The sequence below is a fragment of the Desertivirga xinjiangensis genome (genome assembly GCF_024436435.1).
Classification (GTDB): Bacteria; Bacteroidota; Bacteroidia; order Sphingobacteriales; family Sphingobacteriaceae; genus Desertivirga; species Desertivirga xinjiangensis.
Genome location: NZ_JAFMZP010000005.1, coordinates 18,560 through 31,935, shown reverse-complemented (window position 1 = coordinate 31,935; position 13,376 = coordinate 18,560). Strand labels below are relative to the sequence as shown.

The 13,376-nt window shown below is 41.9% G+C and carries 13 protein-coding genes; 5 read left to right on the top strand and 8 right to left on the bottom strand.

Annotated elements, in window-relative coordinates:
• Position 1: 1 nt before the first annotated feature.
• The 5 genes from topB to J3P37_RS14360 all read right to left on the bottom strand — a co-directional run bounded on the left by topB (position 2) and on the right by J3P37_RS14360 (position 6,400).
• On the bottom strand, positions 2-1,846 hold the full coding sequence (gene topB, locus J3P37_RS14380; RefSeq protein ID WP_256012047.1) for a DNA topoisomerase III: 1,845 nt from the start codon (positions 1,844-1,846) through the stop codon (positions 2-4).
• A gap of 387 nt (positions 1,847-2,233) precedes the next feature.
• Positions 2,234-3,022, bottom strand: coding sequence for an L-fucose dehydrogenase (locus J3P37_RS14375; RefSeq protein WP_256012046.1), 789 nt, complete (start codon positions 3,020-3,022; stop codon positions 2,234-2,236).
• A gap of 1 nt (position 3,023) precedes the next feature.
• Positions 3,024-3,881, bottom strand: a complete 858-nt coding sequence (locus J3P37_RS14370; protein ID WP_256012045.1) for a fumarylacetoacetate hydrolase family protein — start codon at positions 3,879-3,881, stop codon at positions 3,024-3,026.
• Between the two features lie 80 nt (positions 3,882-3,961).
• Entirely contained in the window at positions 3,962-4,726 is a 765-nt protein-coding gene (locus J3P37_RS14365; RefSeq protein ID WP_256012044.1) for an SDR family NAD(P)-dependent oxidoreductase, read from the bottom strand.
• A gap of 12 nt (positions 4,727-4,738) precedes the next feature.
• Positions 4,739-6,400 carry a UxaA family hydrolase gene (locus J3P37_RS14360; RefSeq protein ID WP_256012043.1) on the bottom strand — a complete coding sequence of 554 codons (1,662 nt, stop codon included), beginning with the start codon at positions 6,398-6,400 and terminating at the stop codon, positions 4,739-4,741.
• A 244-nt stretch (positions 6,401-6,644) separates the two neighbouring features.
• On the opposite strand from J3P37_RS14360, the gene J3P37_RS14355 reads away from it, so the two are divergent.
• Genes J3P37_RS14355 through J3P37_RS14345 form a run of 3 tightly spaced genes read left to right on the top strand, consistent with a single transcriptional unit; the run spans position 6,645 to position 7,988 of the window.
• Positions 6,645-7,292 (top strand): SCO family protein, encoded by a 648-nt coding sequence (locus J3P37_RS14355; protein WP_256012042.1) that lies wholly within the window; start codon positions 6,645-6,647, stop codon positions 7,290-7,292.
• Entirely contained in the window at positions 7,270-7,710 is a 441-nt protein-coding gene (locus J3P37_RS14350; RefSeq protein ID WP_256012041.1) for a c-type cytochrome, read from the top strand. Before J3P37_RS14355 ends, J3P37_RS14350 begins: the two co-directional genes overlap by 23 nt.
• Positions 7,711-7,712: 2 nt before the next feature.
• Positions 7,713-7,988: a SemiSWEET family sugar transporter gene (locus J3P37_RS14345; protein ID WP_256012040.1), complete on the top strand. Its 276-nt coding sequence runs from the start codon at positions 7,713-7,715 to the stop codon at positions 7,986-7,988.
• Here the strand turns inward: J3P37_RS14345 and J3P37_RS14340 are convergent.
• Complete coding sequence (locus J3P37_RS14340) at positions 7,978-9,075, bottom strand: alpha/beta hydrolase (protein ID WP_256012039.1); 1,098 nt, start codon at positions 9,073-9,075, stop codon at positions 7,978-7,980. The genes J3P37_RS14345 and J3P37_RS14340 overlap by 11 nt on opposite strands.
• 90 nt (positions 9,076-9,165) lie before the next feature.
• Between J3P37_RS14340 and J3P37_RS14335 the strand changes: the two genes are divergently transcribed.
• Positions 9,166-10,368, top strand: a complete 1,203-nt coding sequence (locus J3P37_RS14335; RefSeq protein WP_256012038.1) for a CHASE3 domain-containing protein — start codon at positions 9,166-9,168, stop codon at positions 10,366-10,368.
• Positions 10,369-10,566: 198 nt separating this feature from the next.
• Positions 10,567-11,253, top strand: a complete 687-nt coding sequence (locus J3P37_RS14330; RefSeq protein WP_256012037.1) for a hypothetical protein — start codon at positions 10,567-10,569, stop codon at positions 11,251-11,253.
• A 160-nt stretch (positions 11,254-11,413) separates the two neighbouring features.
• Here J3P37_RS14330 and J3P37_RS14325 read toward each other — a convergent pair whose 3' ends face one another.
• Positions 11,414-11,962, bottom strand: coding sequence for an OmpA family protein (locus tag J3P37_RS14325; protein WP_256012036.1), 549 nt, complete (start codon positions 11,960-11,962; stop codon positions 11,414-11,416).
• 78 nt (positions 11,963-12,040) lie between these two features.
• A complete protein-coding gene (xylA, locus tag J3P37_RS14320) occupies positions 12,041-13,372 on the bottom strand; it encodes a xylose isomerase (RefSeq protein WP_256012035.1) in 1,332 nt (443 codons plus the stop codon).
• Between the last annotated feature and the right edge of the window lie 4 nt (positions 13,373-13,376).

The window sequence follows — 13,376 nt, the reverse complement described above, 5'->3', positions numbered from 1 at the left end:
TTTATTTTATTAGTTCTGCATTGACAACCGACGCCAGAGTTTTCCCGGCACGAAGGAGTTCGGTGGTAATGGTTCGGGTATAGGCCTTAATTTCTTCTTTAAAATCATGTACAGAGGCTCCAGATCTTATTTCTTCGAGCCGCTTTTCCCAGGTTCCGGTCAGTTCTGCCTGGGCTATTTTTTTGTCTTTAACCACCTCATAAACAGCCAGACCTTTTGTTGTGGGGACCAGGTTTTTCTTTTCCCGCAAAATATATTCCCGTGTTATCAGGGTTTCAATAATAGATGCCCTGGTGGCCGGAGTTCCCAAACCACTTTCTTTCATTGCATAACGTAACTCCTCGTCCTCAATCTCCTTGCCTGCCGTCTCGAGTGCTTTTAATAATGTAGCTTCAGTATACAGAGGCTTAGGTTTGGTTTGCTTTTCAAGCAGCGCTTTATTTTCTATCGGTAATGGTTCTCCGGCTTCAACCTTAGGTAAACTCGCATTGTCTTCATCTTTTTTCTCCTCATCTGCCTCGTTAAAAACTGAACGCCAACCAGCGGATTTGATCACCGTACCTGTTGCGGTAAATTTTGAACCAGACTCTATAGTCAGTTTAGTGAGATCCTTAAGGCACTCTTTATGGAAAGCTTCGAGCATCCTTCCCGCGATCATATCATAAACCGCCTGCCTGTCCTCTGAAAGATAACCAGGATTTTCACCTGTCGTCAATATGGCATGGTGGTCTGTCACTTTCTTGGCATTAACACTCCGTTTATTAAGCGGTATAGTACCTAAAAACTGGGCATGTTTTCCGAAGTCGGGATGGCTTTGCAACTTTTCGATTAGAGCCGGAACCGTAGCAAATATATCATCTCCGATATAACGACTACCTGTTCGGGGATAGGTAACCAGCTTACTCTCATATAAATTTTGCAAGATTGCAAGCGTCTGATCGGCGGTATACCCTTTTCGTTTATTTGCTTCCTGCTGAAGGCTGCTTAAGTCGTGTAGCAAAGGAGGTGGTTCTTTTTTCGACTTCGCCTCAACATTCAAAATGAGACCACCTGTGGCATGCCCGGAAGCAACATCCAGCACTTTGTCGAACACTTCCTGAGCCTGGCTTTTTTCTTTGAAGTTCTGTACAGATACCGCCTTAAACGTCTGTCCGTTTTTATTCAGGAGGATACTTACCTGGAAAAATATCTGGGGAACAAAGTTTTTCATTTCCAGGTATCGCGCGCAGATCATAGCCAGAGTGGGTGTTTGTACCCTGCCAAGAGAAAGCACCGAACGGTTGCCCGCTGAAATACTCAGTGCCTGCGTCGCATTCATTCCCACAAGCCAGTCAGACACAGACCGGCAATGGGCTGAACTGAATAAGGTATCGTAATCAGCGCCGGGTTTCAAATTCCGGAAGCCATCTTTTATGGCGGAATCAGTTTGTGAAGATATCCATAATCTTCGGAACGGCTTTTTGCACTTAAGGTGATGATAGATATAGCGAAAAATGAGCTCTCCCTCCCGTCCGGCATCCGTTGCCACAATTATTTCCTCAGCTTCGTCAAACAACATTTTAATAATGTCCAGCTGTTTCCGAACAGCGGGGTCTTCAACAATACCGTCCTTCGTTTTGACTTTTCGTATAGCCAGTTTAAACTTTTGGGGAAGCATGGGAAGGTTCTGCTCTCTCCAGCCATAGTAACCGTAATCCTGAGGAGGGGCTAATTGTAACAAATGGCCGAATGCCCATGTAAAAGAATAATTTTTCCCTTCAATATATCCATTCTTTTTGCCTGTAGCACCAAAAACTTTTGCAAGTTCACGGGCTACTGAGGGTTTCTCTGCTATTACTACTTTCATGTTCAAATGACAGATTCCGGAACTTAGACCAGTTATATCAACCGGCGTTCAAACGCCAAACTGCAAAGGTGTGATAATTTTCGGGAATTGAACAGACATGTGGATAGTTTAAAAAGAAGGCGGCGTTGTTAAGAAAAATCTCTTTTTTTAGGCGTCAAAATAAGTTTGGCACAATCTCTGCTATATACCAGACATAACAGCGCAACACCCAGTTTAGCTGAGATAACACACTATCAGCTACTGTTCAATATATACTCATCACAAATTAAAAAATTAGCATCGTCTTGGGAGGCGATGCTTTTTTTATTAACAAAAAACCCGGAGCCAACAAAACTCCGGGAAGGTAAAGTAAAAATAAAACAAGAAAATTAATATTGTTATGAATTGTTATGCAGAGCGTACAGACCTGTCAAGATGCACATACCCTCCATCAACATGTATTAGCTGACCAGTAGTATGGCTTGAACATTCAGACAACAGAAAAGCTGTCGTATTTGCTATCTCTTCAGCAGTGGTCATTCTTCCCCCGAAAGGAATACGTGAATTTATTTCTTTCAGCTTTTCCCCTGCATCAGGCAAACTGTTTATCCATCTTTCGTAAAGAGGAGTCCAGCATTCTGCAACTACCAGCGCATTCACCCTGATACCATAATCCAGCAGTTCTACAGCCCATTCCCTGGTTAAAGCATTCCGGGCACCATTTGAAGCTGCATACGCTGATGTGCCACCCTGACCTGTTTCAGCAGTTTTTGAACTGATATTTACGATCGATCCTTTGGTTTCTATCAAGGAAGGCAGGGCGTAATGAGCAAGCAAATAATAATGGATCACATTTTTATGCAAACTTGCAACAAAGCCTTTATAATCTCCTTTTTCCAAACCAATGCCATCGTTAACGCCTGCGTTATTAACCAATCCGTCAATTCGACCGAATTGTGTCAATATTTCATCTATTGCCTTACGACATTCTTCAGGATCACTTAGTTCGGCGGTCACCTGAAATGCTTTTCCACCTTCAGCTTCAACCTCTGCCAGTGTCTTTAAGTTATCATCCTGGTTGCGGCCAATAATTACAGGAATAGCTTTTTCGCGGGCAAGTACCTTTACTATACCCTCGCCTATCCCTTTCGCACCACCGGAGACAATAAATACTTTTTCCTGAAGCTTTAAGTCCATATTAACTTTTTGAATATGCTTTAAACACTTGTTTAGACACACCCAGCCCATCGATGCCAAGTTCTATAACGTCCCCGTCCTTAACATACAATGGAGGATTCATTCCCAGGCCTACACCAGCAGGTGTTCCGGTTGATATAATATCGCCCGGAAGCAACGACATAAATTTGCTGAGGTAAGCAACTAAATAAGGTATTCTAAAAATGAAATCAGAAGTGTTTCCATCCTGCATCGTTTTGCCATTAAGCTTTAGCCATAAACGAAGATTATCAGGATCAGCGATTTCATCTTTTGTAGCCATGAATGGACCAATAGGAGCAAATGTATCACAGCCTTTTCCCTTATCCCAGGTACCACCTCTTTCCAATTGAAATTCCCTTTCTGAAACGTCGTTATGGAGACAGTATCCTGCAACATAATCCATTGCCTCAGCTTCTTCAACATAACTTGCCTTCTTTCCAATCACGAACGCCAGCTCTACCTCCCAGTCGGTTTTTACTGAGTCTTTGGGTATTATCACATCGTCAAAAGGTCCTGCCAACGCCGATGTAGCTTTCATAAACACCACTGGTTCTGCAGGCAATGCTGCGCCTGTTTCAGTTGCATGGTTTGCATAATTTAAGCCTATACAAACAATTTTAGAGGGCCTGGCCACAGGAGATCCTAAACGGATTCCTTCCGGAAGTCTTTGAAGACTAGCTTTATTTTCCTCCACAAACTGTGAAAGACGAGCTAATCCGTCTGATTCAAAAAAACTCTCATTGTAATCTTCACCAAATGTTGATGCATCATAGTAAACATCATCCAGGACAATTCCTGGTTTTTCTTTGTTAAGTTCTCCGTGTCTGATCAGTTTCATAATTTATATTTTCGCCGTCTGGCGCATTAAAACTTATTTAAATTGAATTCTTTGGTTAAGCGATAAAAACTTACAACTCCTTAATTGTTCAGTTTGATAAATCCGCCATCAAGCGCATAGTCATTCCCTGTAACAAAGCCTGCTTCTTCCGAGCATAGATACAGAGCGAGCGAAGCTACTTCTTCCGGCTTACCCATTCGGCCAATTGGCTGACTTTTGGAGAGCTTATCAAAAATCTCAGCTTCTTTACCCGGATAATTTTTGGCAATAAAACCGTCGACAAAAGGTGTATGCACTCTTGCCGGAGATATGGTATTACTACGTATATTATCGTTAATATAGTCACGGGCAACCGACATACTCATGGCATAAATAGCGCCCTTACTCATAGAGTAAGCAAAACGGTCTGAGATTCCGACAACAGATGCAATGGAGGCCATGTTTACAACAGCCCCGCCTCCGTTTTTCTTCATCAACGGGATAGCGGCGTATAAACAGTTGTAAGCTCCCTTTACATTTACATCAAATACTCTCAAAAAGTCATCCTCTGAGGTTTTTTCAAGATTACCTACATGGGCAATGCCCGCATTATTTACCAGGATATCTACCTTCGAAATTTTAGCAAAAGTATCCAATACCTGCCTTTGATCACTTACATTACAACTGTAACTGTAGGCGCTTGACCCTAATTCCTTAATCTCAGCAATGGTCTGTGCAGCTGATTCTTCACTTAATTCAATGATATGAACAATTGCTCCCTGCTTTGCAAAAAGCGTAGCGATTGCTTTGCCGATACCACTTCCGCCACCTGTAATTACAGCGGATTTATTTTTTAAACTAAACATGTGTGCGAATTTTTACAATGAAACACCTCTTTTCCATGGGATAAAATCATCCTGGCCTAATTTAACAGATTTTGGCTGAATTTCACCACTTGCTACCTGAATTACAAAATCGAGGATGCGCTCTCCGGCCTGTTCAATCGATTCGGCACCTTCGATAATGCTACCACAATTGATGTCTATTATATCAGGCATGCGAAGCGCCAAACTGGTATTGGTAGACAATTTTATCACCGGTGCTACAGGATTACCAGTTGGAGTACCCAGGCCCGTGGTGAACAACACCACATTTGCCCCTGCACCAACTTCGGCAGTAGTGCTTTCAACATCGCTTCCTGGCGTGCACAACAAGTTAAGTCCTGGCTTTTTCACTTTCTCCGGGTAATCGAGAACATCTGTTACGGGCGATGTGCCTCCCTTTTTTGCAGCTCCCGCCGATTTTATAGCATCAGTGATCAGTCCGTCTTTGATGTTTCCGGGTGATGGATTAGCATAAAACCCAGATCCATCAGCTTCTGCCCTCGCATTGTAGGTACGCATGAGATTAATAAAGCGGTTTGCCGTTTCCTCATCCATGCAACGATCACTCATCTCTTGTTCTACACCGCAGAGTTCTGGAAATTCAGCCAGGATCACAGACCCACCCATAGATACCAGAAGATCGGAGACGTAACCTAGAGCCGGATTGGCCGATATCCCTGAAAAACCATCAGACCCACCACATTCGAGACCTATACATAGCTTTGATAGAGGAGCAGGCTTCCTGCTGATCTGATTGACCTCGATAAGCGCAGTAAATGTTCTTTTCAAAGCTTCCTGCATCAGTTGATGTTCAGTTCCTAAAACCTGCTGCTCCAATATTACCAATGGTTTTGCAAAAGAAGCATCGCGTTTTGCAATTTCATCTTTTAAAATACTCACCTGTGAATGCTGGCAGCCTAAACTCAATATTGTTGCCCCAGCCACGTTAGGATGGGTGATATAACCTGCGATCAAACCACATAAGGCATCTGAATCCGTGCGTGTTCCGCCGCAGCCCATATCATGCGTAAGAAACTTAACACCATCGATATTCGGAAATAACCGCTTCTTGCCTGAATCCTGGAGATCATCATTTAACTCAAGACTTAGAATATCCGTGATATCCTTCCCCGTTTTATAGGAGTCTATCAAATTATCGACATAATTGTCGTATTTCCTGGATTTTTTATAGCCCAGCTTATCTTGTAGCGCGTCTTTTAATACTTCTATGTTTCTGTTTTCACAAAATACCAAAGGGATAACCAACCAGTAGTTAGCTGTACCAACACTTCCATCCTGACGATGATAACCATGAAAAACCCGGTCGCTGAACTTAGAAACATCAGGTTTTTCCCAGGAAAGCTTACGCGGACCGAGTTCGAAGTTACCTGCAGCATGCTCCACATTAGAAACAGCCAGTAATCCTCCGGAACCAATATGTCGGCTTGCTTTTCCCACCAATACTCCATACATAAAGATTTCATCCCCCGGCTCCAGATCACCTATTGAGAACTTGTGTTTGGCCGCTATATTTTCAGTAAGTGTTATATCTTGACCATTAAACTCAATGTGCTTCCCCGCATTTAGATTACTTAACGCAACCAGCACATTGTCTTTGGGATGAATTTGAAGGAAATCTTTCTTTGTCTGTGACATCTCTATCTATAAAAGCTATTTGCAAATAAAACACAGAAAGCACGCTTATTAGTTTAAGAATTTTGCATTATATTAAGCCTTATTGGCAATAACACTTTAAACTCAGCTCAAAACTCACTAATGCGCATACTTTAAGTCTTAGCTCTCAACTATAAAGTCTTCACTTTAAACTCACCCTTCGAACTCTCCCCTTTAAACTTTCATCCCAATGACCTAACTTTGCGGCACATCAAGCAGCATTATAATGAAATTTACCTCACTGTCCGTGATCATGATATTAATTTTGGCTTCATGCTCCTCGGATAACAAGAAACGCTTACCAATTTTAGGTAACCGGGAACCTGTAGAAAAGACCGTAGATGGAAAGTTAGTAACAGATACACTTTATCAAACCATTCCTTCATTCAGGTTTCTGAACCAGGATAGTGTTGCTTTTACAGATAAAGACCTTGACGGCAAAATTTATGTAACCGACTTCTTCTTTACTTCATGCCCTTCAATTTGTCCGGTAATGCATCGTAATATGATGAAGGTCTTTCAGGAATATAAAGGAAATGATCAAGTCCGGATAGTTTCACACACCATCGATTTCAAATATGACACCCCTTCCAAGCTAAAGGCATATGCGAAAAAACTGGGAGCAGAAAGTGATCAGTGGCAGTTCCTATGGGGTAATAAAAACGATGTCTATAACATCGCAGAAAAAAACTACCTCGTTGCAGTTAACGAAGACAAAAATGCGCCCGGTGGTTATATTCACCAGGGATGGTTTATTTTGGTTGATAAAGAAAAAAGGCTTAGAGGTGCTTATGATGGTACCAAGCCGGATCAGGTAGATCAGATGATTGCTGACATGAAGACCTTGCTTGATGAATATAAAGATCAGGAATAAACTCCTTGTTATACTCGCTTGCAGCACCTCTCTGATTTCTATTTTTCAAGCATGTCAAAGCCAGGGAGATATAAACTATGCGAGATACTATACTAACGGCAAAAAACTTTATGACACCCACTGCCAAAATTGTCATGGCGCTGAGGGTCAGGGCCTGGCTGCATTGATCCCGCCATTGACAGATACTGTGTATTTAACGCAGCATAGGGACGAGCTTGCCTGTATAGTCAAACATGGACTTAACGGAGAAATAATTATTAACGGACAGACCTTTAACGAGCAAATGCCCGCCAATCATCAGTTGACAGATATAGACATTGCGGCGATAGTTACCTATATAACCAACTCTTTTGGAAACAAGCAAGGATTATATGATGTTACTAATGCCGGCACTGATCTAAAAAACTGCCGGCACTGATATTGGAACTTAGTAACGAAATTATTGGCTTAGTTGCGGGGATACTCACGGCAGCATCTATGATACCCCAACTGATAAAAACATTCCGGTCAAAAAAAGCGGGTGAATTATCCACTTTTATTTTTGTTTTATTGCTCGCGGGGACTGGCTTATGGACTTATTACGGCTTTCTAAAGGACGATCTCCCTATTATCGTAACCAATAGCTTCTCCTTTTTATTAAACGGCCTGATGCTTATATTGAAGTTCAAATATTCTGATAAATCCGTCAACGGGTAACATCTTTAAGGAATTTTTTGATAACGAAAGTAGAGAGTTGTCCGCCGGGGCCATTAATATTATAATCAAAACCATGAGTTGCCCAGGGAAGACTTAGAAAATAGTTCTTAACAGAGCTCTCCTGCAATTTGTTCTGTAAACGCCTGCTATGCTCATAATCAACCAGAACATCGTTTTCTCCATGGATAATCAGGGTTGGCGGAGAGTCGGCAGTGATAAAATATATTGGAGAGCTCAGCTCATAATATTTAGGTTTTACCTCTAAGGTGGCGCCAAGATAATCTTCCATCACCTTCCGGGAATCCATAACCAAAGGGCTCGCAGGTCGAGTGTATCCCCAAATCATATCTGCCGGGCCATAAAAATCAATTACTCCCTTTATTCCGCGCTCGTGCATAGTATAAGCTGATACCAATGCAATCTGGGCACCGGCAGATCTACCGAGCAAGACAAAGCGGCTGGTATCAATTCTTAATTCCTTTGAGTGTTTCTTTAAATATTCAAATGCAGATCTGATGTCATCTACCTGTACCGGACTTTGATACTTTGGAGCAAGATGATAATTTACCGCCGCGACGTGATATCCTTCTGACGCTAAAACTGAGTTCAATTCAGGTAGCTGGGCATTATTTCCACTTTTCCAGGATCCGCCATGAATCACTATAATGCAAGGTCGCTCACCTGCAGACACTGCAGAGAAAAAATTTATTTTTAAATGATCTCCCTTGCTGACATAACTCAACTTATCCGGGCTAACCTCTCTCGTCCCCTTTCCGGAAAATAACTGCTTCAGGCTGATTGGTGATGATCCGGCACTAAAGTCGTTTTTTATATCCCCGGCAAGCAGCCAGGCTCTGGCAGGCGTACTTAACACCAGCATCAATGCGATGATTGCGGATAGAGTCCCGGGCAAATTAAATCTTTCAACTTTTATTCCCCACAATAACAGCACGATAATAACTCCAGCCAGAAAAACAGGAAATTCAGTGACCAGTATAGCTACCAGCCACAAATGATAGGTAGGAGCTTTCAATACGGCAAGACAAGAAACAAGTAAACAAATCAAACATAAGATAAATCTCAGCATAGCTTACTATTAACAGTTTACACCCATTTAATATTTAGTTTACATTTCAATTTTAGCTTTGAAGCTTAGACAGGGCAATTAAAAATCATCATGCCAAAGTTATCATTTCAACAACGTGTTTTAACAGGATTTATCACAACACTTATCCTTGTATTTACTGGAGCAATCATATCCTATAATCGTATCCGTGATCTGCAGAAAGACAGCCTTTCGGTCGATCGCACTCAGGAGATCATCAAATTCACAAACCAGGTGTTCATAAATATTGTGCAGGCAGAAAGCAGTGTCAGGGGCTTAATAGCAACAGGTAACAGTTATTATCTGGACGATTACAATGAAAGTCTCAGCAAGATCAACCCTTCGGTTGACAGACTGAGCTCCCTGTTAAAGGAGGACCCGTCTCAACGTATCCTGGCAGATTCACTGAGGTACCAGGTTTCCCAAAAGCTCTACGCTATGAGTAAGATTCTTTGGGCCTTTAACCTAAAAGACTTTCAGAAGGCACAATCCGATCTCTTAGCTGACAGGACAATAAACAAGGTTCAAAGCATTGTAGATGCAATAAATACCAAAGAAAATGCGCTTTTGACCGAACGAAGAAAGATTAGTGAGGCAAACGTAGAAAAGAGCATTCTGTTGTTTTTTGTGGGAAGTGCGGTCATTATGATATTATTCCTGGTCCTTTTTCAGTTTATTCGCCTCAGCTTTAAAAAGCGGAAGATCGTTGAGGATAGCCTGGCTGAATCCAACTTTCAACTGAAAAAAATATCAGAGGAAAATGAATTGCAGAACTGGATATTAAAAGGCAATGCACTTATGGACGAAGCCATGCGAGGACAGCGCAATTTGAAAACACTCTCCAACGCCATCATCCGCAGTATTGGTGAATACTCTGGTGCAAGGATCGGCGCCCTGTATCTGTTCAATGAAAATAAAAACTTGCAGGTGGCAGGTACCTACGCATTCGATTCCAATTTCGCCAGCAGAGAAATCAAATTGGGAGAAGGTCTGGTCGGACAAGTCGCAAAGAATAAGGATGCACACATACTTAAAGACATTCCGGCAGACTACATAAAAATCAAAACCGCCTTAGGCGGATGCAGTCCAAAGGTACTTATTCTCCAACCTGTATTCTTCGAAGATGAAATCATAGGTGTCGTTGAATTAGGGTATATTGAGATGCCCGAAATAGCAACGACTTTCATCAGAAGGGTGGTTAACAACATTGGCATCGTTATTAATAGCGTTCAAACAATGAATCGTGCAAGCAGAACACACGCTGTCTTGTATTAAATCTTGTATTAAATAATGTGCATTGTGAATTCTAATCTGTTCAGTTCAATGAAATAAGTTCCCGGTGTGCTTTAAAAAATAAAACACTGATTCACACCCTCTTTTTAAGAAGAGCTAGAAAATCTGAGCTTAAAAACAGCATATGGTTGGAAAATTGATATCCATATACGGAATAATCAACGGACCATATGTTTAGTAATGAATAAAGTTTTACAGTTTGCTATCTTATTATCTATTTTTTATCTATCCGCAGCACCTGGGGCCCGCGCTCAAAGAACCTTTAGAAAACTTGCATTAGGTCTCGAAGGTGGATCTACACATCATTGGAGTGATATGCCAGTGGTTGATATAAGGAAACACTTCGGTGCCACTGCCGATTATTTTTTAACGCCCTATACCCTGGTTGGTCTTGAGTTTCAGCGAGGTACCCTGGTAGGCTCTGAGAAACAGCAACCGTTCCGGAAATTCAGGAACCATTATAAATCTTACTCCCTAACCGGCAAGGTGCATCTGGGGGAGTTTTTTAGTCGAAATACTACTGATTATAATCCCAGAAGAGAGTTCGTATATAACATGCTCAAAGGAGGATACCTGGGTGTTGGCTTCGGGATAATGTTCGACAAACAACGTTATTCAATCAGAAACTCTAAAGATGAAAGTACTTATGGCTTCGACAAGGTAACAGAGTTTATGTTCCCGCTTAATATAGGTTGGGATACATCAGCATTTGAAAAACGACTTATTGCCGGCATTAAAGGGCAGCTGAATTTTATTCAGGGTGATAACATGGATGGTTATGAGCAAGGAGATTATAACGACGTTTTTGGAACAGTAGCCCTGACGCTTAAATACCGGTTCGGCTTCGAGGGACGAAGCCGGTTTTAAAAGAAGAAGAAAGTGTCCAGAAAGGCTGATCGTCATGCCGAATTTATTTCGGCATCCTTGAACTAATTGTATGCTCACGCACAAGATCCTGAAACAACTTCAGGATGACCAACTGGTTCAGGATTACGCGAACCAAATTTTCGGACACCTTCTTTAAATTTTAATTAACCCTTTTAATTTCTACTCTCCGGTTAAGCGCCCGACCTTCTTCGTTTTGATTAGAGGCAATCGGCTTGCTTTCACCATAACCCATAGTATTAAGGCTATTAACATCAACCCCTGCATTTACAAGGTATGACTTGACGGCATTTGCGCGGTCTTCAGAAAGTGAATTATTGTGTTCCGGAGTTCCTTCGGCGGAAGAATGTCCGTTGATCACAAACTTTACTGTTGAAGTTTTCTTCATATCTGAAGCAATCTTATCAAGTACAGGATATGAAAAGGTCTTCAGTACAGCGGAATTAAATTCAAATTGAATGTTTTTAAAATTCAAATCCGGCTCAGACGCTGCTTCAGAGTTTACATTTTCACTTTGTTTAGCTTCAGCTACCGCTGTGGAAGGACTTTCAGTCTTTTCTGCTTCTTTCTTTGGTTCAACCACGGGAACCGGAGTAGAAGTAATCGCCGCTTTTTTTGTTTTACAAGAGTGTAAAGTCAGGAACAATCCTGCCAGGACAACTGGCAGGATCTTAATTTTCGTAATCTTCATATCTTTGTTGTGTTTGTCAGGGTAAAGCTAATAAAAACTTCTTTTATACAAACACCACCAGATTACCTAGATATATCCTCAAATATAGCGGTTCACGATATTTTCCAGGTACTCTTGTTTTCCGCTGATAGTAGCTGGTTCACCGTTTTCAATGGCGTAATCTCTTAGATCTTCGAGCGAAAGCTTGCCTTCTTCAAATTCTTTTCCCTTCCCGCTGTCAAATGAGGAATAACGCTCCTCCCGGATCTTGCGGTATTCAGATTTCTGAAGGATGTTATCAGCTGCAATTAAAGCTCTGGCAAAAGTATCCATTCCCCCTATGTGCGCCACAAACAGATCCTGAGGATCAGTAGAGTTCCTTCTGATTTTGGCGTCAAAGTTCACGCCGCCACCTTGTAACCCGCCTGCTTCAAGAAAAATAAGCATCGATTCAGTCACTTCATTAAGATTATTAGGGAACTGGTCTGTATCCCAGCCATTCTGAGCATCACCCCTGTTCGCGTCAATAGACCCCAGAACACCTGCATCAGCAGCAACCTGCAGTTCGTGCTGGAAAGTATGCCCGGCCAGTGTTGCATGGTTAACTTCGATGTTGATCTTAAAGTCGTTCAATAGATCAAACTCACGCAGAAAACCTATTACTGTAGCGCAATCAAAGTCATACTGGTGTTTAGATGGCTCTGCAGGTTTTGGTTCGATAAAGAAAGTGCCCTTGAAGCCATTTTTGCGTGCATAGTCTTTTGCGGTATGCAAGAACCGGGCAAGATGTTCCTGCTCGCGTTTCATATTGGTGTTTAAAAGGCTCATATAACCTTCGCGACCTCCCCAGAAAACATAGTTTTCACCACCTAATTCTATAGTTGCATCTAAAGCTGCCATCACCTGGGCTGCTCCATGTGTCAGCACATGAAAATCAGGATTAGTAGAAGCACCGTTCATATAACGCCTGTGAGAGAAAAGATTGGCAGTTCCCCATAAAAGTTTCACACCTGTTTCTGCCTGCTTAATTTTAGCGTAATCTACCAAAACCTTCAGACGTCTTTCATTCTCAACAATATCGTTTCCATAATCAACAACATCCACATCATGGAAGCAGTAATAAGGAAGGTTCATTTTAGTCAAGAATTCGAACGCTGCATCCATTTTATCTTTCGCACGCTCAATCGGATCCGCTTTTACATCCCATGGAAAAATATGCGTAGGTCCGCCGAAAGGATCTGTACCGTTTCCGCAGAAGGAGTGCCAGTAAGCACCTGCAAACTTAAAATGATCTTTCAGCGTCTTTCCGGCCACTACCTTGTTTTCATCATACCATCTAAACGCCAGGGGATTATCTGACTCCAAACCTTCGAACTTGATCTGACTGATCCCCTTGAAATATTCCGTCTCTACTAATGAATTATTTGCCATAATT